Genomic DNA, 24,943 nt, shown 5'->3' with positions numbered 1-24,943 from the left:
AGCAAAATCATCAATTTTTACTAAATTTTAAGCCATGCTATAGTAAAATATTATGCCGCATCGAATTTTTATTGCAATTAATTTACCGGAAAAAATAAAAAAGAAACTTGCTGATTATCAGACAAATTGGCCTGAATTGCCGGTGAGGTGGACAAAAAAAGAGAATTTACATATCACTTTGGTTTTTATTGGTTATGCAAGAGATGAAGAAATTCCAGAAATTTGCAAAATTACCAAAGAAATAGCTGAAAAAAATAGAGTCTTTACAATAAATTTAAAGAAAATTTGCTACGGTCCGCCTAAAAAAATGCCCCCCAGAATGGTCTGGGCAAGCGGTGAAAAATCAGAAGAACTTGGAAAACTACAACAAGGGTTAGAAAATTCTCTTTTAGCTTCCACTGCCAAAAAATTTATCAAACCAGAAAAAAGAGCATATTCTCCCCATATAACTTTGGGAAGAATAAAAGCTTGGGAATTCAGACAAATTGAACCTGAAGAAAGACCCAGTGTAAATGAGGATACTTCTTTGAGTTTTGGGGTAAATTCAATTGAAGTAATGGAAAGTCAACTAAAAAGAACAGGAGCTGAATATAACATTCTTGAATCAATCCCATTAAGCAATGAATCAATGAAGCAATGAAGCATATCCATTTCATCGGTATAGGCGGAATAGGAGTTTCAGCTTTAGCCAGATATTATTTATCAAAAGGCCACAAAATAACAGGTTCTGATTTGGTTTCTTCAGAGCTCACCGAAGCCTTTAAGAAAAAAGGGGTTAAGATTTGCATTGGAAAACACAAAGCTAAAAATATATCAAAAGATATTGATTTGGTGGTTTATAGCCCTGCTGTAAAACAAGATAATCCAGAACAAAAAAAAGCTAAAAAATTAGGTATAAAAGTCCAAAGCTATCCCCAAGCTTTAGGAGAACTAACAAAAAAATATTTTACAATTGCAGTAGCAGGTAGTCATGGAAAAAGCACAACAGCTGCAATGCTCAGCCTTTTATTAACAAGAGCAGGTTTAGATCCAACAGTGATTGTTGGAACAAAGCTTAAAGAATTCGGTGACTCAAACTGCAGGGTAGGAAAGTCAAAATACTTAATTATTGAAGCTGACGAACATTTTGCTTCTTTTTTGAATTACTGGCCAAAGATAATTGTTTTGACAATCCTTGAATCTGACCACTTAGATTTTTATAAAAACTTAGACAATCTTTTAAAAAGCTTTAAAAAATTCATTTCTCATTTACCAGAAAACGGAATCTTAATTGCAATTAAGGATGACAAAAATATTTCTAAAATATTAAAAAATAAAGAATTAAAATATAAAATTATTTATTATTCCTTAAAAGATAAAGAAGCAAAGAAAATAAAAAAGATTTTAAAAGTTCCCGGTGACTTTAATGTTTTAAATGCATTAGCTGCTTTAAACGTAGCTCGAGCCCTAAAAATCCCGAATAAAACATCTTTTAAGTCTTTATCTCAATATAAATCATCTTGGCGTCGCTTTGACATCACTAAAATCCTATACCCTAAACCCTATACCCTAATAGATGATTATGGACACCATCCAACTCAAGTTAGGGTGACTTTAAAAGCAGCTCGGGAAAAGTTTCCCAAAAAAGAAATCTGGTGTATTTATCAACCCCATCAATATCAAAGAACCCATTATTTGTTTAATGAATTTGTTAAAGCATTCAAGAAAGCTCCTGTAAATAAATTAATCATTACTGATATTTATAGTGTAGTTGGCAGAGAAACAAAAGAAATCAAAAGAAAAGTAAACAGTAAAAAATTGGTAAAGGCAGTTAACAAATCCTCTGTAATTTATCTAACTAAAGAAAAATTAGAAAAATTCTTAAAGCAAAATATAAAAAAAGGCCAAGTAGTAATAATTATGGGGGCAGGGGATATATATAATTTAAGTTTAAAATTGAAAATTAAAAGTTAATCTAAAAATATGGAGATTTTACTTTTGAGAGGAATTTTACTCTTTTTTTGTACTTTTTTTAATTTGGTATTAGCTTTTTTGCTTTTTGGAAAAAGAAAGGAAAATAAAGTTTCTTTTCATTTAGGTTTTGTTGCCTTATTTTCTGCGCTTTACTGTTTCACGTGTGCCTTATCTGATCTTTCTGCGAAAGGCCCGTTTTCTTATTCAATTAAACTTTTTTGGACAAGAGCTACTTGGCTTGGAATCCTTATCTTACCAGCTTACTTTACTTTTCTCTATTATTTTACAAGAAAAACAAAACATATTCGGCTAAAAGCTTTTCTTTGGTATTTAACAGCTGGAATAATTGCTTTTTTATCTTTGACCACTCCTTATTTTATTGAATCTATCAACACAGAATCATCAGAAATCCTTATAAAACCAGGAATATTAAACCCTTTAGGAAGGTTCTATATTATCTTTGCAATTACAACAGGTTTAATTTATATTTTAAGAGATTATTTTCAAAGCAGAGGTCTTAGAAGGTTGCAGATAAAATATTTAGTTCTTGGTCTTGTAATCTATAGTATTGGTGGTATATTGTTTACAGGAATTCTACCCCTTTTAAAAGGGAAAACTGGTCCTTATACTGATATCAGTGCTTTACTTTCTTCTGTCTGGGTAGGATTAACTTCTTATACCATTATCCGTTACCGACTAATGGATATCGGGGTAGCTCCTGGAAAAACAGTGGCTTTTTTATTTTCCCTTTTTACTGTTTTTTGGGGAATTTTTTTAATAATTTTTATTCAGTATCAACTTCCAGTCTCTGTTAGCTTTTTTCAACTCTTACCTCTAATTTTACTTTTCAGTTTTGGTTTGTTGCAGTTAAATAAATTTTATGAGAATCTCACCAGAATATATTTCTATCCTGGATTTTTCAAACGTAAAATTATTGTTTCAGATTTAGAAAAAGAACTCTATTGTCTTTTAGAAATGAAAAAACTCTCTTATTTACTCACAGAGACATTAAAAAAGACTTTTGACTTAAATAAAATAGCTATTTTGACAAAGAAACCAAGAAAAGAAGGTTTTCACTTACAGAAAGTTCTTGGTTTTAAAAAAAAAGAAATTCTAAAGTTTTCCAAAGATGAATCTTTTTTGGCTCTGGTTAAAAAAAATAAAAAGCCCTTTGGAACTCAAGAAATTTTAATCCCTTTAAAGAAAGTAAAAGCTAAGGAAGAAAAAGAAAAACTAAAAAGCCTCAATAACAAACTTAAAGAATTAAAAATCGAGGTTGTGATACCTCTTTTGTTCGAAAGAAAAGTAATTGGAATAATATTTTTGGGCGAAAGATTTTCTTCAGAAGCCTTTTCAGAAGAAGATATAGAGCTTTTAGCAACCTTCTCCCTTGAAGCTTCAGTTGCTTTAAGAAACACCCTTTTGTACAGCGAAGTTAAAAAACGAAAAGAAGATCTAGAAAGATTTTATAGATTAACTGTTGAGAAGGGAATAAAGATTTTAAAGCTAGAGAAGAAGGTTTTGGAATTAGAGAAAAAGCTTAAAAAAACAACTAAAAAAGGTCTAAAATAGTATTAAATATTTAAAAATAAAATGAAAAAGAAAAAAAATGTAAAACAAAAATTTTCCTTAGAAAAAATTGAAAAACTTGTTAATTTTTTATTGGAGTTTCGGATTTTAAAACATCTTCCTCGTGCCTCTCTTTCATATCTTAAAGGTCCCTTGAAAGAAAATGTAGCAGAACATAGCTTTTATACTGCTATAATTGGTTGGATATTAGCTAAATTAGAAACAGCAAACGAAAACAAAATATTAAAGATGTGCCTCATTCGTAATTTAGTTAAAGCTCGGGGAGGAGAACGAAATCTAATAAATAAATTCTATAGTCAGCCCTTAAATGACCCAAAGATAATTGAAGAAATTTCCAAGAACTACCAGTTAGAAGAATTTTCTCTTGAAAAACTCTTCAAGGAATTCTATGCAGAAAAAACTTTGGAAGCTAAACTCGTTAAAGATGCTGATATTTTAGCTGGCATGCTTTTAGAAAAAGAAGGTTTTAATTTGGGGAATCAAAAAGCCAAAAAATGGCTGACAGTTTCTTTAAACAGGCTAAAAACAAAAAAAGCCCGACAATTCGGAGAACAGCTTATTAAAACTGACAGTGACGAGTGGTGGTTAGAATTAGTTAATAAATATGTTTTAGAAACAAAGTTTCTCTAAACCAACTTCCACAAAGTCAAGAAAAAGAATTTTAATAAATTAACTACTAGCGGATTTTCAATTAAGATACCTTCTTGTTCTTTGGAACGAAAGAAAATAGCTTTATCAAGCAAGTTTGACAAAAAATCAAAATAGATTAAGATAAAAGTGTATGAGAAAGAAAATCTCAAGAACAAATGAATGTTCTTTTACAGTTATCTATGAACCCCTAAAAGAGGGTGGGTTTGATGTTATTTTTCCCGCTATCCCAGAAATTTGTACCTTTGGCCGCACCTTAAAGGAGGCAAAAGAAATGGCTAAAGATGCACTTCGTTGCTATCTGGAAAGTGCATTAAAAAGCAGAGAAATAATTCCTAAAAAATTCCAACCATTTAGAAAACCAATAAAAGAAAAGGTTAAAATTTCTTTTTCTCTAAAATAAATGGTTGCTTTACCAGCGTTAAAGCCAAAACAAGTGCTCCGTGCTCTTCGAAGAGCCGGTTTTCATATCCATCATCAAACTGGCAGTCATGTTAGACTATTTCATAAAACAAAATCTCATTTGCGAGTTACTATTCCTATTCATTCAAGGGATATCCCTCGAACAACTCTTTTTCGAATCGTTAAACAAGCAGAACTTTCTAAAAAAGAGTTTCTTAAATATCTGTAAAGGAAGTAAATCTTATTAGAAGATATAAATAGCTTCAGTCTAAAGTTAACTCCCTGCGCCGTTGGCACGGGGGTTTGTTTTCGAATTAAAAAGTTGTAATATAAAATTATAATGGGAAACATAAAATTAAATTAATTAAAAAATCTTTAAAGAAACGTGAAAACTAAAATTTTTGGTAAAAAGAAAATAAAAATAAAGAAACTTTCAAGAGGAGATTTAAAAAACGTTAAGAAACTCCAGAATTTCATAAACTCTTTAATTAAAGAGAATGCACAAATCCTCCTCAATAAAGAATTATCATTGAAACAAGAAAAAAAGTGGTTAGAGGAACAATTAAGAAGAATTAAGAATCGAAAGACGGTTTTCTTAATAGCAGAGCATAATGATATTGTTGTCGGCACTACCCAAATTGATTTGCGTAAAGAACGGCAAAACCACCTTGGAAATTTTGGAATTACTATTAGAAAGGGTTATCGAGGAATAGGTTTGGGTACCTATTTAACAAATGAAATAATAAAGTTAGCTAAAAGAGAATTGAAACCGAAGCCAAAAATTATCAAATTAGGTGTTTTCTCCACAAACAAAATAGCTATCAGGTTTTATAGAAAATATGGTTTTAAAAAAGTGGCTAAAATTCCAAAACATAATCAATTTAAGGGAAAATTAGTTGATGAGATAATAATGTTTTTGGATTTATCTTAATTGTAAAAGAAAAAAAGCTCCACTTTTTGAAAGGTGAAGCTTTTAATTGCTATTTTAGTCTCTTTTGTATTATCAAACCAACCCCCACAAAGCCAAAAACAATGAAATATATGGCAACAGAAATTGAGTTTCGTGGACCATTAACAATAACTGGATTTCAGAAGCTATTTAAATTTCTAAAAAAAGAAGCAAGATTCGTTAAAAAGATGAAAAGAAAAACATTTGTATTCTATTTCCCTAACAAAAATCTTGATCTTAAGATAAGAAGTACAGATGGCGATTCAGAGATTGTTGTAAAAAAAGGTTTTTGGGGAGCAAGAAGAAGACAAGAGATAATATTACCAATTGAAACAAGGTTCGTTAAGAAAGCTCAGAAACTTTTGGCTGCTCTTGGATATAAAAAAGGAGGAATTGCTATTAGAGAAAGTTATATTTTTGAATATAAAAGTATTGAATTTGCCCTTGTTAAGTGTCCTAATAATTACTATTTTTATGAAGCAGAATTTATTAATAATAAATTAATCAGAAAACCAGAAGAATACATAATGAAAGTGTTAAAATCTCTTAATCTTAAAATATGGTCTGAAAAAGAAGTTTATGATTTTTTAATGTTTTGTAAGAAAAAGATTGATAAAACTTTTAATATAACCTGAAAGAGAAAATAAACTCTGTTGGAGAAGAGTTAAAAGATTAGCATAAATATAAATATGAAGAAAAAAATGATTTACCATAAGCTTGCGAAATATTACGACCTGATTTACTTATGGAAAGATTATAAGAAAGAATCAAATACGATAAAGAAATTAATTTTAAAATATAAAAAATCAGATGGAAATGAACTTCTTGATGTTGCTTGCGGTACAGGAAAGCACCTTAGTTATCTAAAAGATAATTTTTCTTGCACAGGTGTTGATATCAGTAAAGAGGTGCTTAGCGTCGCAAGAAAAAATGTAAAAGGGGTTGTTTTTAAAAAAGCAGATATGGTAACGTTAAGCCTCAATAAAAAATTTGATGTAATTACTTGTTTGTTTAGTTCAATTGGTTATATAAAAACTTATTCAAATTTAAGAAAAGCTATACAGAACTTCGCTAAACACCTAAAAGCAGGTGGTATTTTGATAATTGAACCGTGGTTTACAAAATCTACTTACAGAGTAGGATTACCCCATATAACAATTTATAATGGAGAAAATATAAAAATTGCTAGATTAAACATTTCAAAAATCAAAGGAAACATCTCGGTTATGGATATGCATTATTTAATTGCAGAGAAAAATAAAGATGTCAAACATTTTATAGATAGGCACGAATTGAGGCTTTTCGAAGTTGATAAAACTTTAGAAATTATGAAAGAAGTTGGTCTTCAAGCAAAGTTTTTAAAAAGAGGATTAATGAAAAACAGAGGAATTTATTTAGGAATTAAAAAACTCTAGCTTTGGGAGATGAAAAGACAAAAGATTTACAAAAGAAGGGACAAAAGTTGTTCCAAGAATTGTTTTTTCAGAATAAAGAAAAAGATAGTAAGTAGGCACTTAAAATTTATCAAGTAAAAAGATAAACCAAAAAAATAAAACCATGAAGAAAATATATTTTGTCACGTCAAATAAAGCAAAAGACTTTTCCGCTAAGACTTATTTAAAGAGATTCGGAATTGATGTTACTCAGAAGAATTTAGAAATTCCTGAATCCCGTGGCAGTGTTGAAGAAATAGCTGTCAAAAAAGCTAAATATGCATATAAAATTTTTCGAAAGCCATTAATAGCTATGGATAGTGGCTTTTTTATACATTCCCTTAAAGGTTTTCCAATGATGTTCACTAACTTTGTTCTAAAAACGATTGGTGTTGAAGGAATTCTTAAACTCGTCAAAGGCACCGACAGTATCTGTGAATTCAAAGAGGTACTCAAAAAGACCCAGAAGAAGCAATGAGAGAATGGGAAGCAATGAGAAATTGGCAGGTAAATGAAAGAGTTAAACAAGTTGCAGAAGAGGATAGAAAGAGCATCAAGAAAGCTGATGCAATAATTTTACTTTTACCAGCTGGGATTTCAGCTCATTTAGAGACAGGATATGCTAAAGGTTTGGGTAAAGAATGTATTTTAATTGGAAATCCTGAAAAAGCAGAAAGCGGATACTTAATGGCATTTGATAAAATGTTTGGAAGTATCGAGGATTTTCTGAAATCCTTAAAAAATTAATTTATGAAAAAATATTTATTACGTATTAGAAAAATAGATAAATTTTTTTTTGACACTTTAAGACAAGGCTCTAAAACAATAGAAACCAGAGCAGCAACAGATAAATTCCTCAATATTAAAAAAGGAGATACTTTAGTTTTTGTGTGTGGGAAGCAAAGGTTGGAGAAAAGAGTCAAGAAAGTAAGTTATTTCAAAACTATAGATAGAATGTTAAAAAAACTTAACTTAAAGAAAATAATGCCCTTTGTTTCTTCTATAGAGGAAGCTAAGAGAATTTATTATAGTTTTCCCAACTACAATAAGAAAATAGCAAAATTTGGACTGGTAGCTATAGAATTGGAATAATTTAATACCTCAAGCTCATCCTGATTATAATAGAAGGATTATGTCTCGGATTTTTGATATAATGAGCTAAAGGTTTATAATCATAAATTTAAAAAAACAAACAATATGGAAATAAAACAAGCACAAAAATTAGTTAAAGAGCATTTAGAAGAAATAGGGTATACCAAAATTGAGACAACTCCAACTCACGCTTTTTTACATTTGGTAGAAGAAGTAGGGGAGACAGCCAGAAGTATCTTGTACAAAGAAACGAAAAGAGATTCTCTTCATGTTTCTACGGAACCATCAAATTTAGAAGATGAAGTAGCAGATATTTTTTGGCAGACATTAAAGCTAGTCTCATATCTTGATATTGATCTGGAATCTTGTTTTTTAAAAAAGTACGAAAAGAATAAAGCAAAGAAGAAATAATTATATGAATGTTGAAGTAGAAATAAAAGTTAAAATAAATAGCTTTAAGGAAGTAAAAAAGATTCTGCCTGGATTTGGTAAATTAGTAAAATCAATAAAGCAAATTGATGAATATTATATTCCTTGCCATAGAGATTTTTTTGCTAACAAGACCCGTCCTCGTAGAATTCCATACCAATAAAATCAGTTGACAGTATAATAATTGGTCTGATAAAATAAAAATATGAAGAAAAAAAATACTAAAAATACAACAATTAACCAATTAGCTAGAATGATAAAGCGTGGTTTTGATGGAGTAGATAAGAATTTTAATAAAGCAGATAAAAGGTTCGATAAAATTGAGACAAAGATTACTAACTTGGAAAACGGACAAGAAGAGATAAAACTTAAATTAGATAGAGTAGCATATAGGTTTGAAGTAGAAGAATTGGACCGCCGGCTGAAAAGAGTGGAGTCTAAATTAGGTTTAAAATAAATAACAATTTAGCAAAATTTAAAAAGGTCGGGATTTATCCCGGTCCTTTTTGTTTTAATAATTATTTAATTATATCAGCGATTACTTTACAAATATAATTTTTAATTTTTATCTTAAAATTGGGCAAAATTTGGGGTTGTGGATAATTTTGCCTTATAATTTTCCTTCTCTAAAGTGCATGCGAACCAGATATTATCAATTCCACTTACAAACATTTTAAAGTGTTACCTACGTACCCTTCTAGTACACCCTCTTGACATCAATATACTATATATGATATATACTATATATGATATATTTAATGGGATGGTTTCATGAACAACTCTATTAGAAAATGTTCTAAAGTCAGAGGTGATCAAGATAGACTGGTCGTTTGGAATGTTTAAGCCCGATGGTGTGTATAGATCCAAAGAGGCACTCTTAATAATTAAATCGGCGGGTTTAAGGATTGTGCTCAAGAAAAAAATACTACTCACGGAGCAACAGGTCCGGGAACTGTACAAACGCCATGTTGGCAAGAAGTTCTTCCAATCAATGGTAAACTTTTTAACATCTGGTGATGTGATAGTTTTTATTGTTGAGGGTAAAGACGCTTTAAACCGACTCAACGAATTAGTTGGCAGCACTGATCCACAAGAGGCCCCAGAAGGGACGATCCGCCACAAGTTCGGTAAGTCGGTCCAGAAGAACGCTATTCATTCAAGTTATTCTGCGCCAGGGGCTTGGCGCGAAGCGAGAATTTTTTTCGCCAAAGAAGATCTAGCGAGATTCTGCCACAAGGGGTGGTAAAAATCACCCCTCAATTTTTTCATATTATAAACTAAACAAATCATGATTGTTTTTTTAAAGGCATTAGAACAAGCAAAAAAGCTTATTTTAGAAGATAAGCAATTAATGAAAAACATCGAACTAATCGCTTTATTGGGTAGTGTTGCGGATAAAGAGGCAATTCCGAATTATAGCGATATTGATTTATTAGTAATGCCAAAAACTGATAATTTCGGAAGATTCAGTATGTCTGTCATTAACAAACTCAAACATAAAGCCAATGACGTATCGGCTAAATTTGATGTGAACCTTTCCATTCTAACATTTACACGCGATGACCTTGAAACCCATATCGATAAAGAGTTCCTAACCCATTTCTCTTTTAGAAATACTATTTATGCAGCTAGCGGTGAAACTCTTGAAAAAATTTGTAAAGATATTCTGCTAAAACGAGGGTGTTCTAAAAAAGAAATTAGGGAATTAATTATTAGAAAATCAAGGTGGGTTCGTTTTAATATCACTCGCAAATATATATCGAAAAATAAATATAATACAAAGAATTATGTCAGAGAATATGGTAGAGAATTAGTTGATAGAATCTTCCAGATTAGCGATTGGTGCTTAATTTACGATAATATTTGGTCAAAAACAAAAAAAGGGATAAAGGATAACATAGTTTCAAGGTATAAAACGATGTTTGATATAGAAAAAATAGAACAGGCTTACAAAATTAGAAAAGAGTGGAACGAAATTAACAATACCAGTCTAGAAAATTATTTTCCTGCTGGCATTGAATATATCAATCAAGTAGTTGCCCATATTATTAAAAAACACATTAATAACAAAGACAAAACATGAGAACAAATCAGCGAGTAGCAATTTTATTAAGAAGAGATAAGAAAATACTTTTACTTCATCGCGAAAAGCATGGAAAAAAATATTATATTCTGCCCGGCGGTGGTGTAGAAAGCAATGAAACACCAGAAAATGCAGTAATCCGCGAAGCCAAAGAAGAGCTAGGGGTAGGAGTTCAAATTGTAAAAAAATTTGCCCAGTTCAAAAATATAGATAATATAGAGTACTATTTTGAATGTAAGATTATAAGTGGAAAGCTTTGCATAGTTGGTGATCAAAATCACTTTATTAAAGACAATCATGAGTGGGTGCAAAATAATAAGATACTATGCAAGAGAATATTTCCTGATAAACTTAGGCTGATTTTGGAGAAATATTTGAATGGCAAAAAGATATACAACTACTATCTTTCACAAATCAACTTTAAAGATATACGTAATAAATGTCCCTATATACCCGAATTAACTGATAATATAGACATCTACGAGAATAGCATGTGGCACGATCACGAATCGGTTTTTGAGCATACCATAAATGTCGTTGAGGTTATTTCTAAAATGATAGAAAACGTTAAGCCAAAAATTAAAGAGTATTTAGCAGTGAAAGTAGACCGTTACCCAAAAGGGAAACTTCTTCTATTAAGCGCGTTACTGCATGATATTGCAAAAAAGGACACTATAATTCCGACCGGAAATGGAGATACGGAGTGCCCCAACCACGAAGCAGTAGGGGCTATAATAACTGCCGATATATTGAAACGCCTTGATCTAGCTCACATTGAAAAAAAAATAGTGGGAGAGATCGTTGCGAACCACGGAATAATACATTCAGTCCTAGATGGAATAAAATTAGATAAACAAAAAATTGATAATTTTAAAACAAAGTATAAAAATATTTACTGGGAATTAGTCCTGTTGGGAGCAGCTGATGTTACGGCTACCGCACACACCACTAGGAGCGCAGGTAAAGACAACCTTTTGTTTAGAATAGGTTTTTACAGTAAAGAACTGGGGTTGTCCAAGGACAGAAAATTGGAAGATTGAGAAACTCTTGGGGAAACAAATAGAGCAAATTAGAAAGATTAGAGGTAAGATTGAAATAAAAATTAAAAAACTCATTGAAAAAGGAGGAATTTAATTACCTTCTCCTTGAGAAATATTGGCCCAATCAGAAAGAGAGCTTAACGGAGTTGATAAAGAAATATTTAAGGTAAATATTAACAGGTGTCAAATGAGAGAGTGTATTATATCATATGAACCAGTACACTCTGTTGATTTCCAATACTATATATGCTATAGTGAACTATAGCTTTATTTTCTATGATTAAATCATCTAAAAAACAACTCAGTAAGAAAATCATATCTCAAATGTCTCGTGATGATAAAGAGGCTCTCTTTGAAATTGCACACAAGATTGCAGAGTTAAGGAGAATACAATCTATTACTCAAAAAGAGCTATCCAAGAGGATAGGGACTACACAAAGCACTATTGCCAGAATAGAGGCTGGCAAACAGAATCTTACTGTCAGCTATATAAAAAAAATAGCTTCTGCACTGAAGCAAAATATTAGTCTGCAGTTTATAAATAAAAGTAAGTAATAAAGAAAGAATACATAAAAAGGGTTACTTGACAAAAATCGCCGAAGAAGCGATTTTTTGATAGAATAGAAATAGAGGAGGAATTGGAACTACAATATAAAATCTAATGGCGGAATACCTACAAATAAACTTATTCAAGAAAAAGTTTTTATTCAAGGCTATCCCAAAAAAAAACCAATAGTTCGGTAAAAATCTTCTGCTGGATTTTTATTTTAGAACAAACAGTGTTATAATTTATTAGACTTAAAAATATGAAAACTGAGGATTTAATAAAGCAAATGTAGCAAAATAATTACATAAATATGAAACTAATTGGTTGAATAAAATCAAAAACAAGGAGAAAAATCCTAGAATTAGAAGAAAAACTTAAAAAAAAGTAGCTTAAATACAGAAGTCATTAAAAAACCTTAAAATACCAGCATCTATCTTTTAAAAGCTCTTTCCTAAGCGAGTTTTTTTTATTTTTGCCAGTGATTACTTTACAAATTTAATTTTCAATTTTTATCTTAAATTTGGGCAAAATTTTGACCTATATATAGTTTTTGGATAGCTTTTTATCAATAAAATCAATTGACAGTATAATAATTGGTCTGATAAAATAAAATCGGTAGATGCTTACTTAGAAAGATAGTTGATAAAATAAAATCATATCTTAAATGAAAAGAGTTTTATTACTTGAGACAACAAAATATCTTGGAAAAAAGATAAAGATTTGCGGTTGGGTTAATTCCCGCCGAGATCACGGAGGGATAGTTTTTTTAGACCTTCGCGACCGCTCGGGAATCTTACAAATAGTCTGCTCTCCAAAATTAGCCAAGGATATTAAAGAAGAATACATTTTAGAAATAGAGGGAAAAGTAAGAAAAAGACCAGCTAAAATGGTAAATTCTGAATTAGAAACGGGAAAAGTAGAACTAAAAGCTGAAAAGCTTAAAGTTATAACCAAGGCAGACGTCCTTCCCTTTGATATGAAAGATTTAAAAGTGAGCTTGCCTGTTTTGTTAGATTACAGACCTTTAACGTTAAGAAATAAAAAAGTTAAAACTATTTTTAAAATACAAGAAAAAGTAATTGAAAGTTTTAGAAAGATAATGAAAAAGTTGGGTTTTACCGAATTTCAAGCACCAACAATTGTTCCTACAGCTACCGAAGGAGGAGCTGAATTATTTCCCATTAAGTATTTTAGTTATAATGCCTATTTAGCCCAAAGCCCCCAGTTTTATAAGCAAATTTTAGTTGGGGTTTTTGAACGCGTATTCACTGTTACTCATGCTTTTCGGGCTGAACCCAGTATGACTACCAGACACATATGCGAATACGTCAGCCTGGACGCAGAAATGGGATTTATTAATTCCTGGGAAGAATTAATGGATACGTGTGAGACAGTAATTGGTAAGATTTTTCTTGACCTTAAAAAACAATGCCAAAAAGAATTAAAGATGTTTAAAGCTAATATTCCTGAAATAAATAAAAAAATTCCGAGATTAAAAATGCGTCAAGCTCAAGAAATTATTTTTGAAAGAACAGGAAGAGATAATCGAAAAAAGTCTGATTTAGAACCTGAGGACGAAAAAGAAATCTGTCGCTGGGCAAAACAAATTCATAAATCAGATTTAGTTTTTATTACTCATTATCCAACAGAAAAAAGGCCTTTTTATACCTTTGCTGACCCTGAAAATCCTAAATACACTTTAAGTTTTGACCTTCTCTTTAGGGGTTTGGAAATAGTTACCGGAGGACAAAGAATTAATGATTATAAAGAACTTGTAAAAAACATTAAAAAATGGGGAAACAAACCGAAAGATTTTAGTTTTTATCTTCAAGCCTTTAAATACGGATTGCCACCTGAAGGAGGTTTTGCTTTAGGACTTGAAAGAATTGTAAAGCAAACTTTAAATTTGGAAAATATTAGAGAGGCCTCTTTGTTCCCCAGAGATATGGGAAGAATTGACCGAAGGTTATCTGTTTTACAACCAAAGAAATCTGTAGTTAAAGCTATAAAAGGGCGAAGAAAAAATTCTAAAAGATGAAAAAAAATATAATCACATTAGCTATTTTCTTAATTTCGGTTATCCTTTTCTGGAAAGGGATGATTTTCTTTCAAAAAAATCTGGAGGATTTTTTTTATGCTCAAATTTCCGAACCTCTCCAGGAAATGGCATTTGTTAAAATACCACCAAAAAAAGCAAAACCTGAGCTTCACTCAGAATCAGCAATTTCAGTCAAAATTAATAAATCAGGAAAAGAAAAAATATTATTAAGAAAAAGTGCTACAAGGACAATGCCCATTGCTTCTTTAACTAAATTAATGACAGCTCTTATTGTTTTGGAAAACACACCAGAGAATGATTATGATTTTTCCAAAGTGGTGATGATATCTAAGACGGCAGCTGACCAAGATAATGTCCCTGTTTATGGCAATCTCAAAGAGGAAGAAGCTCTTAGCATAGAAGAGCTTTTAGATTTAATGTTAATCTATTCAAGTAATGATGCAGCTTTTGCTTTTTCTGAGGTTATTGGTGAAGAGCTTTTTATTGAAAAAATGAATCAAAAAGCTCAATCTTTAGGACTTAAAAACACTTATTTTACAAATTCTACAGGTCTTGACCCAGAAGACCAAGAACAAATACCAAATTATTCTACAGCTCAAGATTTAGCAACATTTTCTAAATACATTCTTAATAATCATCCTTTGATATTTAAAATTTCTTTAGAGAAAGGACCTTATAGCACCACAAATGGTCTTTCTGATTTATATATATTATTAAATGAACAAAAAATTGTCGGAGGAAAAACAGGCTATACCGAAAAAGCAGGTGCTTGTATGTTACTGGTTTTAGAAGATGAAAAAGAAAACTATTTTATAAATATAATTTTGGGCACTGATTCTCCAAAAGAACGAATCCAAGAAATGCAAAAATTGATTAATTGGATAGCTCTATAAATTCAGCAGTATAATCTCAAGAGGTTTTGTCCATAAAACAATTAAAAGTTCGACTCTCGTCGTCCCCGAAATTTAAACCCGAGATGTTATGTCTCGGGTTTTAGTCTTAATTAAAATCATATATAATTAAAATATGGTTTATAAAAGATTAAAAAGCTGCAACATCCCACGTCTCAGATATACTCATTTGCAACAAGCTTTAGAGAAAAAAGTCAAAGAGCTAATTAAAAATCCTAATGTAAAAGGTATTATTATTTTCGGCTCAATAGCACGTGGAGATTATGATGCTAATAGCGATATTGAATTAAAAGTTATTGATAAAGGAATAAAAGACCACAAAGTTTTATTAAGCAGGGAGGGAGAAGTTGATTTCAATATTCACTTCAATCATTCTCTGAATCTTAAAAAACGTAAACAGGTAAAATGGAGAATAGAGCCACCTTTTGCTAAGAGTTGGATAGTTATTGATAAAACAGGAGAATTAAGAAAACTTCAACAATTTGACCAAAAAATGAGTAAAAAAGGCAGAGAACCTTTAGAAAAAGAGGAAAAGTTGTCTTTTAGCCATCGTCTTGCTGAGTTGGTTAGAGAATGTAAAAGATTTCATAATAACCCAGCTACCTTATTTTTGTTACTGTCTGAATTTATTCGTTCTAGTCTCCAGTTCTACTATGCCCTTAACCGAATCTGGTGGCCAGGATTTAAAAAAGTAATGGATGATATAGAAAATAGGAATTCTGATATTGCTAAATTGATAAAAGAAGTTATTAGTCAAGGAGATCCTGATTATAGAATTCGTTTAGCGGAAGAAATACTAAAGGAGCTGAAAAGTTAAAAATTTGATTAGAGAGAAAAGAATTTAATTGTCTCCTTCTCAGGAAAATTCTCCCAAAACCAAGCACGCCACTGTCGCTCATCATGTCGTTCGCGAACGACGTGGCCCGAGAGCTTTGCTCTCGGTTTTTGTTTCAAGAGAAATCTGATATAATAAAATCAGGTTTATGATGACGCTTTTCACTTTCAATGTAATCAGGGTTTTATTTTTATCAGCTCTAACTGCTGGAATTTCTTTTATTTTAGCTCCTGCTTTAATAGAGTTTCTTAGAAAAATTAAGTTCTGGAAAAAAGAAGCAAGAAAAAAAACAATTACTAATGAAGAAGCAACAGTTTTTTATTCTTTACATAAAGAAAGAGAAATTACTGTTCCGCGGGGTGGGGGAATTCTAATTTGGTCATCTGTTCTTATCGTCATATTTTTATTCTTTGGGCTATCTTATTTTCCTGAACCCTGGTGGCTGAAAAATTTCAATTTTTTATCCCGTAGCGAAACATGGCTTCCTTTATTCACCTTAGCCGCAGGTTCTATTGTTGGACTAATTGATGATATCTTGACCGTATATGGAAAAGGAAAATATAGCGGAGGAGGAATGAGCTTTACCAGAAGACTAATAATTGTGATGCTCATCGGACTAATTGGTGGTTTGTGGTTTTATTATAAGCTGGAGTGGAACACAATTCATATTCCAATCGTTGGTAATTTTCCAGAAGGAGTTGACCTTGTTTTAGGAGTTTTATATATTCCTCTTTTTGTTCTGGTAATGGTAGCTTCCTGGGCAGGAGGAGTAATTGATGGTTTAGACGGATTGTCAGGTGGAGTTTTTGCCTCAATCTTTGGGGCTTTCTCAATCATTGCTTTTGCCCAGGGAAAAGCAGATTTAGCAACTTTCTGTGCTATAATTGGCGGGGCTCTCTTTGCTTTTTTATGGTTTAATATTCCACCTGCAAAATTTTATATGGGAGAAACAGGAATTTTGGGTCTGACATCAACAATGGCTGTTATTTCTTTTCTTACAGATTCTGTATTGGTTCTGCCTATTATTGCCGGGATACTGGTAATAGAGGTTGGAACAATAATTTTACAACTGTTATCTAAAAAATATTTCCATAAAAAAATCTGGCTTTGTACTCCCATCCATCATCACTTTGAGGCTCGAGGCTGGCCGCCTTATAAAGTGACAATGAGATTCTGGATTATGAGTGTTGTTTTTGCCGTTTTGGGAGTGGCCATTCGTCTTATGGGCTAAAATGTTCAATGTCGGGTTTTAAACCCCTTTAAAATGATATGAAAGCTAAATTTTTAAGGAAGAAATATCCAAAATTCATTTATAAAGATTACTCTTATAAAATTTCTAAAAAAAGTTTAGAAATTTTTTTTGATTTCAAAATTGAACCTAACTTTATTTTCAAACCCAAATTAGTCATAGAAAACATTAATAAATCCAGAATTAAAAAAATAAAAAAAGAAGTATTGAACAATTTAGTTTTTCATTTAGGACTAATTGAGCTTTTAAGCTATTGGAAGGCAACCTGCTCACCGAAAATTGAAATCAGAAAACACAGCTTGAATAAAAAACAGATTAAATGGTGGAAAGATTTAATAATCAATGGAATGGGCCAATTTTTCTATGAAAATAAAATCAACTGGCAAAGTTCAAATTTTATAGACATCATTTCAAAAAGTGCAGAGACCCGGTCTCTGCCAATTTTCCCGGGCAGGTTAAAAAATCGAGTTTTAGCACCGGTAGGGGGAGGAAAGGATTCAATAGTGACATTGGAAATATTAAAAAAGACAAAATTTCCAATCAGATGTTTTTCCTTAAATACAACCAATAGTGCTAAAAAAGTAATGAAAGTAGCTGGTTGTAAAAAGGCAATTATTGTTAAAAGAACAATTGACCCCAAATTGATGGAATTAAATCGGCAGGGATTTTTAAATGGACATACACCATTTTCAGCTTATTTAGCTTTCTTAAGTGTGCTGCTCGCTGTAACTTTTGACCAAAAGTATATTGCTTTTTCAAATGAAAGAAGTTCAAACGAAGGAAATCTAATATATCTTGGTAAACAAATCAACCATCAGTATTCAAAGAGTTTTAACTTTGAAAAAAGGTTTAGAAAATATTCAAAGGAATATTTAGCAAAATATGTTGAATACTTTAGTTTTTTAAGACCTCTGCATGAAATTCAAATTGCAAAACTATTTTCTCGATACCCAAAGTATTTTAATTCTTTTTTAAGCTGTAACGAAGCTTATAAAACTAAATCTGGTACTAAAAAGCCGATTGGGAAATGGTGCGGTAAATGTCCTAAATGTCTTTTTATTTTTACCTGTCTCTATGCCTTTATAAATAAAGAAAAATTAATTAAAATTTTTGGACAAAACCTTTTTAAAAAAAAGGGATTGTTGTCTTTAATGAAAGAGTTAATTGGAATAGAAAAATTCAAACCCTTCGAATGTGTGGGGACAAAAAATGAAAGTTTAATAGCTTTTTATTTAAGTTGGAAAAAAGCAAATAGAGTAGGGGAAGAACCTGTTCTCTTAAAATACTTTAAAAACAAAATCTTACCCCTCAAAATCAGAAAGGGTTTTGTAAGAGGATTATCACGATATCCTAAATTAGAAAAAGAATCAAAAGAAATAATGACTTCTTGGAATAAAAAACATAACTTACCTAAAGATTTTGTAAAAATACTTAAAAAGTTCCGTGATTCTTGAGCAGCAACACTGCTCACTTTTTTTTAATTTAAAGTTCTCAAAAAGCCAATCTATTAGCGTGTAATAATTGACAAATATCATAATCTTATTATAATATAACAAAAAGGAGGTAAGTTATTTTGACAAAGAAGATTGAAAAAGTAAAAAAGATTGTAAGGTTATTACCCTTCAAATTAACAGAGGGGTCCTCGGTTACTTTCAGACCAAACTATTATATCGGAGATGATGAAGCAGATTTTTTAAAACTTGGAATAGGGAAAGCGAACATATCTATTTCCACAATTAAAACTTTAAGAAGTCTTCCGGGAGTAAAAAGTATATCTATTAAGCATCCTAATATAGTAGAAGTATTAGTAGAGATTGGAGAGACTGATAATGTTCAAAATGCTATTGACGCTTTTGTTCAGCTATTTGATGATTATTATTTGTAAAGAAAAATTAAGTAAGAATTCTCTAAGTTCTTTTTATAGCAGTTATTAGTTCTTTAAATAAAGCAATTAACTGCTCTTTTTTTTATTTTGTTAAAAACCGAGAACATCGGTTTTTCGCTGTTTATTAAAGTTAATTTTTATGTTATTTTTAATATAGAATGAAATTAAAAAATTTAGAAAACAAACGAATATTAATTTTAGGTTTTGGGAAAGAAGGAATAGATAATTTTAAATTTTTAAGGAAAATTTTTCCAAAAAAAACCTTAGGAATAGGGGATAGATTAGAAGCTAAAAATTTAAATTTAAAAGTTAAAAATTTAATTAAAAAAGATAAAAGGGTTAGACTTCATTTGGGAAAAAATTATCTAAAAGCTCTTAAAAATTATGATGTGGTGGTAAAGTCACCCGGAATTCCGCCAAAAACAATAAAACCTTTTTTAACAAAAAAACAAAGAGTAATTTCACAAACCGAGATTTTCTTTAAAAACTGCCCGGGAACAATTATAGGTGTTACGGGAACAAAAGGAAAAAGCACTACAGCTGTTTTAATCTATAAAATTTTAAAAGAAAATAAGTTTAAAACACATCTGGTCGGAAATATAGGAAAACCCGCATTATCACCGTTACAATCTGCTAAACCAAAAGATATATACGTTTATGAACTCTCTTCGCATCAACTTTTTAATCTCAAAAAAAGCCCTCAAATTGCTGTTTTGTTAAATATTTATCCTGAGCATTTAGATTATTACCGAAATTTTAAAGAATACGTAAAAGCAAAAGCAAATATTACCAGATATCAAACTAAAAAAGATTTCTTAATCTTTAATTCAGAAAACAATATTGTTAAAGAAATCGCTAAAAAATCAAAAGCTAAAAAAATTCCAATAAGCTCAGTTAAGATTAAGAAAATAAAAATGCCCCTTAGGGGAGAATACAATCTACAAAATGTTAGAGCTGCAATTGCCGTGGGAAAAATCTTTGAATTATCAGATAAAAAGATTATAAAAGCTATTGAAAAATTTAAACCTTTAGCTCACAGATTAGAATATATTGGGACTTATAATAGTATTAAGTTTTACAATGATGCTTTATCTACTATCCCCGAAGCAACAATTGCTGCTTTAGATGCTTTAGGAAATGATGTTGAAACTATATTTTTAGGTGGATTTGATAGGGGAATAAGTTTTAAAAATTTAGCTGAAAGAATTATAAAAAGTAAAATAAAAAATGTAATTTTATTTCCAACTACGGGAGATAAAATCTGGAAAGAAATCCTTCAACTCGCTCCGCTCGCTCAGGATAAATCCTCTCGAAAATCTAAAAAGAAAAAATATAAAGCATTTATGGTAAACAATATGAAAGATGCTGTAAAATTAGCTTTCAAGCATACTAAAAAAACTAAAATCTGCCTGCTTTCAACCGCTTCTTCCAGTTTTAGTCTTTTTAAAAACTATAAAGAAAAAGGTGATCTTTTTAAGAAATATGTTAAAAAGTACGGTAAAAGCAATTAAAGATTTAGACCATATTTTAATCTTTGTTACAGGCCTTTTAATAATCTTTGGAATTGCTGTTTTAGCCAGTGCTTCGACTTCTGTTCCTCAACAAAAAGATACTATCTACTATCTATTAAATCATCAAATATTAGTTGGTTTAATTCCTGGAGTTTTATTAGCTTTTTTACTTTCAACAAAAATTAGTCTTCGTTTTTTAAAAAAGAAAGCTCCTCTTTTTCTTTTAATAAGCTTAGTATTAATGGTAATGGTTTTCTTGCCCGGGATAGGAAAAAAATCAGGAACAGCATCAAGATGGATTTCGCTAAAATATATTTCCTTCCAGCCCTCTGAGATTTTAAAGCTTAGCTTCATCCTTTATCTCGCCAGCTGGTTAGAGAACAGAAATAAAAAAGCTTCTTCATCTCATTTTAAAGAAAACTTAATTACTTTTTTATTAATTCTTGGTGTAATAACCTTACTCTTGTATTTACAATCAGATATTGGTACTTTAGGAGTAATTTTAGCTACCGCCGGCTTGATGTATTTTTTTGCAGAAACACCTATCTGGCACATTGTTTTAATAGGCATAATTGGAATATTTGGTTTTTTTATCTTTATTAAACTTACTCCTTACCGTTTAGATCGAATCTTAGTTTTTTTAAACCCTGAAACAGACCCAATGGGAATTGGTTATCAAATAGAGCAATCTTTGATTGCTGTGGGCTCAGGTAAAATCTTTGGTTTAGCCCTCGGAATGTCTCAGCAAAAGTTCGGATTACTGCCACACCCAATATCAGATTCAATTTTTGCCATCTTAGCTGAAGAAACAGGATTTGTTGGGTCGTCAATTTTAATTTTTCTTTTTTTGCTGTTTTTGTGGAGAGGTTATAAAATTGGAAAAGAAAGCAAAAATATGTTTTCCAAGCTAATGGCCTTAGGCATAACATCATGGATTTTAATTCAGACATTCGTTAACATTGGTTCTATGCTCGGAATTCTACCTTTAATCGGCATCCCTTTACCATTTATTAGTTACGGCGGCTCAGCATTAATTGTAGAACTTGCCGGAGTGGGAATTCTACTTAATATATCAAAACAAACGAATTAATATGAAAATACTTTTTACCGGCGGTGGCACCGGAGGCCATGTTTTCCCAATAATTGCTGTTGTTAGAGAAATTAGAAAATTCTCTCCAAAAAAGAAATTAGATTTTCATTATATCGGGCCAAAAGATGAGTTTAGCAAGCTTTTACTTTCTCAAGAAGACATAAAGGTAAAACAGGTATTGGCTGGAAAAATGAGAAGGTATTTTGATTTTAAAGCTTTTTTCCAGAACCTCATTGACATTTTCTTTAAAATCCCTGTTGGAATTCTACAATCTTTTTTCTATATTTTCTTTTTGGCTCCTGACTTAATATTCTCAAAAGGAGGTTTCGGTTCAATTCCAAGCATTATCGCCGGGTGGATTCTTAGAGTACCAATATTTTTACATGAAGCTGACGCAATACCGGGTCTTGCAAATAGATTTTTAGCTGGACTCTCCGTAGAGCTCTTTATTTCCTTCCCTAAAACCCCTTATTTTTCCGAAAGAAGAATGCTTTTAGTGGGAAATCCCATAAGGAGAGAGCTTTTGGAGGGTTCAAAAAAAGAAGGAAAGGAATTCTTTAAATTAAGCGGGGAAAAACCTCTCATTTTAGTTTTGGGCGGTTCTCAAGGGGCTCAAAGAATAAACGATAAAATCTTAGAAATTCTACCTGTTTTTTTAAAAGAGTTTGAGCTAATTCACCAGTGTGGAGAAAAAAATTTTAAACAAGTAAAAGCTGAAGCAAAAGTAATGATGAATAAAGACTTAGAAAAGTATTACCATCTTTTTCCCTTTCTAAAAGAAGAAGAGTTAAAAAAAGCTTATGCCGTTTGTGATTTGGTAGTTTCCAGAGCAGGTTCAGGAAGCATTTTTGAAATAGCGGCTCTTGGAAAGCCATCTATTTTAGTTCCTTTGCCCGAATCTGCCCAGGGCCATCAGTTAAAAAATGCCTATACCTATGCCGCAAATGGGGCAGCTATGGTATTAGAAGAAGAAAACTTTACTCCTCGTTTTTTCTTAGAAAAATTAAAACATCTCTTTTCTCAACCTGAGGAATTAAAAAAGATGAAAAAAGCTGCTAAAGAATTTTCAAAACCTTTAGCAGCAAAAACTATAGCAGGCTATTTACTAAGTTATTTAAACTTGTATTAATTTTCTCATTATTTAAAAATAAAATTGATGAACCCTGAAGAATTCAAATTTATAAAAGCAGGTGAAGTAAGAGTAAGAATAGCTCCTTCTCCTACCGGCCTTTTGCATATTGGTGTAGCAAGAGTCGCTCTCTTTAACTATCTTTTTGCTAAAAAATATCAAGGTGTTTTCATTATAAGGATTGAAGACACAGACAAAGAACGTTCAAAACCTGAATATGAAAAAAATATGATTGAAAGCTTAAACTGGTTATGGATCCAACCTGATGAAGGACCTGATGTCGGTGGAAATTATGGACCTTACCGCCAATCTGAAAGAAAGAAAATTTATGCAAAATATTTAAAAAAATTATTAAAGGAAGATAAAGCTTACTACTGTTTCTGTCCTGAAGAAGAACTAAAGAACCATAGAGAATATCAATTATCAATAGGGGAGCCATCACGCTATCCGGGAAAATGCGCCCATTTGCCAAAAGAATTAATTGAAAAATATTTGGCAGAAAAAAAACCTTTTGTTATAAGGTTTAGAGTCCCACCAAAAAAAGTTGAGTTTGAAGATTTAATCAGAGGCAAAATAGAATTTGATGCTTTTTTAATAGGGGATATCATTATTGCAAAAGACTTTTCTACTCCTTTGTATAATTTTGCTTGTGTTGTTGACGATTATGAAATGCAAATTTCCCATGTAATCAGGGGAGAAGACCATATTCCTAATACTCCAAAACAAATTTTAATACAAGAAGCACTGAATTTTCCTCATCCAAAATATGCTCACTTGCCCTTAATTTTAGGACCTGACCGCAGCAAACTCTCAAAGAGACACGGGGCAGTTTCTGTTTCAGATTACAAAGAACAGGGCTATTTACCTGAAGCCGTTGTTAATTTTATGGCTCTTTTGGGATGGAACCCTGGAACTGAAAGGGAAATCTATTCAATAAACTCTTTAATTAAAGAATTCTCGCTGGAAAAAGTTCAGAAATCAGGAGCTGTTTTTAATACTAAAAGATTGAATTTTTTAAACGGATTTTATATCCGACAAAAATCAATTGAAAAATTAACAGAGCTCTGCCTTCCATATTTTATCAAAGAAGGACTAATCAGACCTTTTTTTGCAGAGAAACAATATCCGCCAGCTTACGGCGGAAAAGAAATTCTTCAAAAATATAAAGTAGCTGAAACCGGAGAAGAAATAAGTTTGGCTAAAATTCAACAAATTGTTTCAATTTATCAAGAAAGATTAAAGAAACTCTCGGAGGTCTCTATCTTAACTGATTTTTTCTTTAAGAGTAAAATCGAATATAACAAAGATTTGTTAAGGTGGAAAGAAATGTCAAATAGAGAAGTGAAAACCTCTCTTGACATATTAAATAAATTATTGTATAAAATAAAAGAGGAGAATTTCACTAAAAATAATCTGTCAGAGACTCTATTACAAGAAGCAGAAAAATTTGGAAAAAAGATAAAAAAGGTAGGCCCGCCCGCCGAAGCTTTAGCGAAGGCAGGGGATAGGGGATATCTTTTATGGCCCCTCAGAGTAGCTTTAACAGGTAAAAAAGATTCAGCAGGTCCTTTTGAAATAGCTGAAATCTTAGGAAAAGAAAAAACATTAAAAAGAGTTAAGGAGGCTAGAAGATTACTATGATAAAAACAACAAAAATTTTAATAATCCTTATAATTTTTGCTTTTGCTTTAGCAAATCTATCTTTTGCTCAACAAACCATTCAAGTTCCAGAAAATCTGGAAGAAGCAAAAGAAATGGGGGAAAAAGCACTTGAAACCGGTAAAAGAAATTTACCAGACATCTTGGAAAGAATTTGGAAAGAGGATATTTTGCCTGTCTGGCAGAAAATGTATGATTGGTTTGAAGTTAATATTTGGTCAAAGATTAAAGATTTTTTCCAGAATGAAGTAATACCACGATTTAAAGGAGAATATGAAAAAAGAAAACCAATAATTGAACAAGAATTTGAAAAAGAAAAACAAGAAATGAAAGAAGAATTACCAGAGGTTACCAAATCTCTCTGGGAAAGACTCAAAGACTTGTGGGAGTAATAAAATATTAAAAAAATAATTAAAAAATCGTCGAAGGGGCGATTTTTTGGTTACTGC

General features: G+C 31.1%; 30 protein-coding genes. All 30 read left to right on the top strand.

The window, feature by feature from the left end:
* Positions 1–52 precede the first annotated feature (52 nt).
* The 30 genes from thpR to IB617_02210 all read left to right on the top strand — a co-directional run bounded on the left by thpR (position 53) and on the right by IB617_02210 (position 24,886).
* The gene (thpR, locus tag IB617_02355; GenBank protein UZE92978.1) at positions 53–640 is read left to right on the top strand and encodes an RNA 2',3'-cyclic phosphodiesterase; all 588 of its coding nucleotides are present in this window, start codon (positions 53–55) and stop codon (positions 638–640) included.
* Positions 637–1,953 (top strand): UDP-N-acetylmuramate--L-alanine ligase, encoded by a 1,317-nt coding sequence (gene murC / locus IB617_02350; protein ID UZE92977.1) that lies wholly within the window; start codon positions 637–639, stop codon positions 1,951–1,953. Before thpR ends, murC begins: the two co-directional genes overlap by 4 nt.
* A gap of 9 nt (positions 1,954–1,962) precedes the next feature.
* Complete coding sequence (locus IB617_02345) at positions 1,963–3,525, top strand: hypothetical protein (GenBank protein UZE92976.1); 1,563 nt, start codon at positions 1,963–1,965, stop codon at positions 3,523–3,525.
* A gap of 21 nt (positions 3,526–3,546) precedes the next feature.
* Entirely contained in the window at positions 3,547–4,173 is a 627-nt protein-coding gene (locus IB617_02340) for an HD domain-containing protein (GenBank protein UZE92975.1), read from the top strand.
* A 151-nt stretch (positions 4,174–4,324) separates the two neighbouring features.
* Positions 4,325–4,594: a type II toxin-antitoxin system HicB family antitoxin gene (locus IB617_02335; protein ID UZE92974.1), complete on the top strand. Its 270-nt coding sequence runs from the start codon at positions 4,325–4,327 to the stop codon at positions 4,592–4,594.
* Positions 4,595–4,822 carry a type II toxin-antitoxin system HicA family toxin gene (locus IB617_02330; GenBank protein ID UZE92973.1) on the top strand — a complete coding sequence of 76 codons (228 nt, stop codon included), beginning with the start codon at positions 4,595–4,597 and terminating at the stop codon, positions 4,820–4,822.
* Positions 4,823–4,978: 156 nt separating this feature from the next.
* Positions 4,979–5,524 (top strand): GNAT family N-acetyltransferase, encoded by a 546-nt coding sequence (locus IB617_02325; protein ID UZE92972.1) that lies wholly within the window; start codon positions 4,979–4,981, stop codon positions 5,522–5,524.
* A gap of 101 nt (positions 5,525–5,625) precedes the next feature.
* Positions 5,626–6,177: a hypothetical protein gene (locus tag IB617_02320; protein UZE92971.1), complete on the top strand. Its 552-nt coding sequence runs from the start codon at positions 5,626–5,628 to the stop codon at positions 6,175–6,177.
* Between the two features lie 54 nt (positions 6,178–6,231).
* On the top strand, positions 6,232–6,957 hold the full coding sequence (locus tag IB617_02315) for a class I SAM-dependent methyltransferase (GenBank protein UZE92970.1): 726 nt from the start codon (positions 6,232–6,234) through the stop codon (positions 6,955–6,957).
* Between the two features lie 142 nt (positions 6,958–7,099).
* On the top strand, positions 7,100–7,453 hold the full coding sequence (locus IB617_02310; GenBank protein UZE92969.1) for a hypothetical protein: 354 nt from the start codon (positions 7,100–7,102) through the stop codon (positions 7,451–7,453).
* Positions 7,450–7,722, top strand: coding sequence for a hypothetical protein (locus IB617_02305; protein ID UZE92968.1), 273 nt, complete (start codon positions 7,450–7,452; stop codon positions 7,720–7,722). The genes IB617_02310 and IB617_02305 overlap by 4 nt, the downstream gene beginning before the upstream one ends.
* A gap of 3 nt (positions 7,723–7,725) precedes the next feature.
* Complete coding sequence (locus IB617_02300) at positions 7,726–8,067, top strand: hypothetical protein (GenBank protein ID UZE92967.1); 342 nt, start codon at positions 7,726–7,728, stop codon at positions 8,065–8,067.
* Positions 8,068–8,172: 105 nt separating this feature from the next.
* Entirely contained in the window at positions 8,173–8,478 is a 306-nt protein-coding gene (locus IB617_02295) for a MazG-like family protein (GenBank protein UZE92966.1), read from the top strand.
* A gap of 4 nt (positions 8,479–8,482) precedes the next feature.
* Positions 8,483–8,659, top strand: a complete 177-nt coding sequence (locus IB617_02290) for a hypothetical protein (GenBank protein UZE92965.1) — start codon at positions 8,483–8,485, stop codon at positions 8,657–8,659.
* A gap of 42 nt (positions 8,660–8,701) precedes the next feature.
* Positions 8,702–8,953: a hypothetical protein gene (locus IB617_02285; GenBank protein UZE92964.1), complete on the top strand. Its 252-nt coding sequence runs from the start codon at positions 8,702–8,704 to the stop codon at positions 8,951–8,953.
* Positions 8,954–9,349: 396 nt separating this feature from the next.
* Positions 9,350–9,742, top strand: a complete 393-nt coding sequence (locus IB617_02280) for a nucleoside-diphosphate kinase (GenBank protein ID UZE92963.1) — start codon at positions 9,350–9,352, stop codon at positions 9,740–9,742.
* A 42-nt stretch (positions 9,743–9,784) separates the two neighbouring features.
* Complete coding sequence (locus tag IB617_02275; GenBank protein ID UZE92962.1) at positions 9,785–10,579, top strand: hypothetical protein; 795 nt, start codon at positions 9,785–9,787, stop codon at positions 10,577–10,579.
* On the top strand, positions 10,576–11,619 hold the full coding sequence (locus tag IB617_02270; protein ID UZE92961.1) for an NUDIX domain-containing protein: 1,044 nt from the start codon (positions 10,576–10,578) through the stop codon (positions 11,617–11,619). The genes IB617_02275 and IB617_02270 overlap by 4 nt, the downstream gene beginning before the upstream one ends.
* Before the next feature lie 276 nt (positions 11,620–11,895).
* On the top strand, positions 11,896–12,174 hold the full coding sequence (locus IB617_02265; protein UZE92960.1) for a helix-turn-helix transcriptional regulator: 279 nt from the start codon (positions 11,896–11,898) through the stop codon (positions 12,172–12,174).
* Positions 12,175–12,830: 656 nt separating this feature from the next.
* A complete protein-coding gene (aspS, locus tag IB617_02260) occupies positions 12,831–14,204 on the top strand; it encodes an aspartate--tRNA(Asn) ligase (protein UZE92959.1) in 1,374 nt (457 codons plus the stop codon).
* Complete coding sequence (locus tag IB617_02255) at positions 14,201–15,118, top strand: D-alanyl-D-alanine carboxypeptidase (GenBank protein UZE92958.1); 918 nt, start codon at positions 14,201–14,203, stop codon at positions 15,116–15,118. Before aspS ends, IB617_02255 begins: the two co-directional genes overlap by 4 nt.
* A gap of 133 nt (positions 15,119–15,251) precedes the next feature.
* Positions 15,252–15,953: a nucleotidyltransferase domain-containing protein gene (locus IB617_02250; protein UZE92957.1), complete on the top strand. Its 702-nt coding sequence runs from the start codon at positions 15,252–15,254 to the stop codon at positions 15,951–15,953.
* 166 nt (positions 15,954–16,119) lie between these two features.
* Positions 16,120–17,202 carry a hypothetical protein gene (locus tag IB617_02245; protein UZE92956.1) on the top strand — a complete coding sequence of 361 codons (1,083 nt, stop codon included), beginning with the start codon at positions 16,120–16,122 and terminating at the stop codon, positions 17,200–17,202.
* A 38-nt stretch (positions 17,203–17,240) separates the two neighbouring features.
* Positions 17,241–18,674 carry a hypothetical protein gene (locus IB617_02240; protein UZE92955.1) on the top strand — a complete coding sequence of 478 codons (1,434 nt, stop codon included), beginning with the start codon at positions 17,241–17,243 and terminating at the stop codon, positions 18,672–18,674.
* 119 nt (positions 18,675–18,793) lie between these two features.
* Positions 18,794–19,105, top strand: coding sequence for a hypothetical protein (locus tag IB617_02235; protein UZE92954.1), 312 nt, complete (start codon positions 18,794–18,796; stop codon positions 19,103–19,105).
* A 158-nt stretch (positions 19,106–19,263) separates the two neighbouring features.
* On the top strand, positions 19,264–20,616 hold the full coding sequence (murD, locus tag IB617_02230; GenBank protein ID UZE92953.1) for a UDP-N-acetylmuramoyl-L-alanine--D-glutamate ligase: 1,353 nt from the start codon (positions 19,264–19,266) through the stop codon (positions 20,614–20,616).
* Positions 20,588–21,706 carry a putative lipid II flippase FtsW gene (gene ftsW / locus IB617_02225; protein ID UZE92952.1) on the top strand — a complete coding sequence of 373 codons (1,119 nt, stop codon included), beginning with the start codon at positions 20,588–20,590 and terminating at the stop codon, positions 21,704–21,706. The genes murD and ftsW overlap by 29 nt, the downstream gene beginning before the upstream one ends.
* Before the next feature lies 1 nt (position 21,707).
* Complete coding sequence (locus IB617_02220) at positions 21,708–22,835, top strand: UDP-N-acetylglucosamine--N-acetylmuramyl-(pentapeptide) pyrophosphoryl-undecaprenol N-acetylglucosamine transferase (protein ID UZE92951.1); 1,128 nt, start codon at positions 21,708–21,710, stop codon at positions 22,833–22,835.
* Between the two features lie 27 nt (positions 22,836–22,862).
* Positions 22,863–24,476, top strand: coding sequence for a glutamate--tRNA ligase (locus tag IB617_02215; GenBank protein UZE92950.1), 1,614 nt, complete (start codon positions 22,863–22,865; stop codon positions 24,474–24,476).
* Positions 24,473–24,886 carry a hypothetical protein gene (locus IB617_02210; protein ID UZE92949.1) on the top strand — a complete coding sequence of 138 codons (414 nt, stop codon included), beginning with the start codon at positions 24,473–24,475 and terminating at the stop codon, positions 24,884–24,886. The genes IB617_02215 and IB617_02210 overlap by 4 nt, the downstream gene beginning before the upstream one ends.
* Positions 24,887–24,943: the final 57 nt, after the last annotated feature.

The sequence above is a fragment of the Candidatus Nealsonbacteria bacterium genome, assembly GCA_026016225.1.
GTDB lineage: Bacteria > Patescibacteriota > Minisyncoccia > Minisyncoccales > JANBVM01 > Nealson33H.
This window is presented reverse-complemented; position numbering and strand designations above follow the sequence as displayed.

Bases quoted from the DNA above. Each gene is read 5' to 3' on its own strand.
- thpR (UZE92978.1), top strand. From the start codon at position 53: ATGCCGCATCGAATTTTTATTGCAATTAATTTACCGGAAAAAATAAAA.
- murC (UZE92977.1), top strand. From the start codon at position 637: ATGAAGCATATCCATTTCATCGGTATAGGCGGAATAGGAGTTTCAGCT.
- IB617_02345 (UZE92976.1), top strand. From the start codon at position 1,963: ATGGAGATTTTACTTTTGAGAGGAATTTTACTCTTTTTTTGTACTTTT.
- IB617_02340 (UZE92975.1), top strand. From the start codon at position 3,547: ATGAAAAAGAAAAAAAATGTAAAACAAAAATTTTCCTTAGAAAAAATT.
- IB617_02335 (UZE92974.1), top strand. From the start codon at position 4,325: ATGAGAAAGAAAATCTCAAGAACAAATGAATGTTCTTTTACAGTTATC.
- IB617_02330 (UZE92973.1), top strand. From the start codon at position 4,595: ATGGTTGCTTTACCAGCGTTAAAGCCAAAACAAGTGCTCCGTGCTCTT.
- IB617_02320 (UZE92971.1), top strand. From the start codon at position 5,626: ATGAAATATATGGCAACAGAAATTGAGTTTCGTGGACCATTAACAATA.
- IB617_02315 (UZE92970.1), top strand. From the start codon at position 6,232: ATGAAGAAAAAAATGATTTACCATAAGCTTGCGAAATATTACGACCTG.
- IB617_02310 (UZE92969.1), top strand. From the start codon at position 7,100: ATGAAGAAAATATATTTTGTCACGTCAAATAAAGCAAAAGACTTTTCC.
- IB617_02305 (UZE92968.1), top strand. From the start codon at position 7,450: ATGAGAGAATGGGAAGCAATGAGAAATTGGCAGGTAAATGAAAGAGTT.
- IB617_02300 (UZE92967.1), top strand. From the start codon at position 7,726: ATGAAAAAATATTTATTACGTATTAGAAAAATAGATAAATTTTTTTTT.
- IB617_02295 (UZE92966.1), top strand. From the start codon at position 8,173: ATGGAAATAAAACAAGCACAAAAATTAGTTAAAGAGCATTTAGAAGAA.
- IB617_02290 (UZE92965.1), top strand. From the start codon at position 8,483: ATGAATGTTGAAGTAGAAATAAAAGTTAAAATAAATAGCTTTAAGGAA.
- IB617_02285 (UZE92964.1), top strand. From the start codon at position 8,702: ATGAAGAAAAAAAATACTAAAAATACAACAATTAACCAATTAGCTAGA.
- IB617_02275 (UZE92962.1), top strand. From the start codon at position 9,785: ATGATTGTTTTTTTAAAGGCATTAGAACAAGCAAAAAAGCTTATTTTA.
- IB617_02270 (UZE92961.1), top strand. From the start codon at position 10,576: ATGAGAACAAATCAGCGAGTAGCAATTTTATTAAGAAGAGATAAGAAA.
- IB617_02265 (UZE92960.1), top strand. From the start codon at position 11,896: ATGATTAAATCATCTAAAAAACAACTCAGTAAGAAAATCATATCTCAA.
- aspS (UZE92959.1), top strand. From the start codon at position 12,831: ATGAAAAGAGTTTTATTACTTGAGACAACAAAATATCTTGGAAAAAAG.
- IB617_02255 (UZE92958.1), top strand. From the start codon at position 14,201: ATGAAAAAAAATATAATCACATTAGCTATTTTCTTAATTTCGGTTATC.
- IB617_02250 (UZE92957.1), top strand. From the start codon at position 15,252: ATGGTTTATAAAAGATTAAAAAGCTGCAACATCCCACGTCTCAGATAT.
- IB617_02245 (UZE92956.1), top strand. From the start codon at position 16,120: ATGATGACGCTTTTCACTTTCAATGTAATCAGGGTTTTATTTTTATCA.
- IB617_02240 (UZE92955.1), top strand. From the start codon at position 17,241: ATGAAAGCTAAATTTTTAAGGAAGAAATATCCAAAATTCATTTATAAA.
- murD (UZE92953.1), top strand. From the start codon at position 19,264: ATGAAATTAAAAAATTTAGAAAACAAACGAATATTAATTTTAGGTTTT.
- ftsW (UZE92952.1), top strand. From the start codon at position 20,588: ATGTTAAAAAGTACGGTAAAAGCAATTAAAGATTTAGACCATATTTTA.
- IB617_02220 (UZE92951.1), top strand. From the start codon at position 21,708: ATGAAAATACTTTTTACCGGCGGTGGCACCGGAGGCCATGTTTTCCCA.
- IB617_02215 (UZE92950.1), top strand. From the start codon at position 22,863: ATGAACCCTGAAGAATTCAAATTTATAAAAGCAGGTGAAGTAAGAGTA.
- IB617_02210 (UZE92949.1), top strand. From the start codon at position 24,473: ATGATAAAAACAACAAAAATTTTAATAATCCTTATAATTTTTGCTTTT.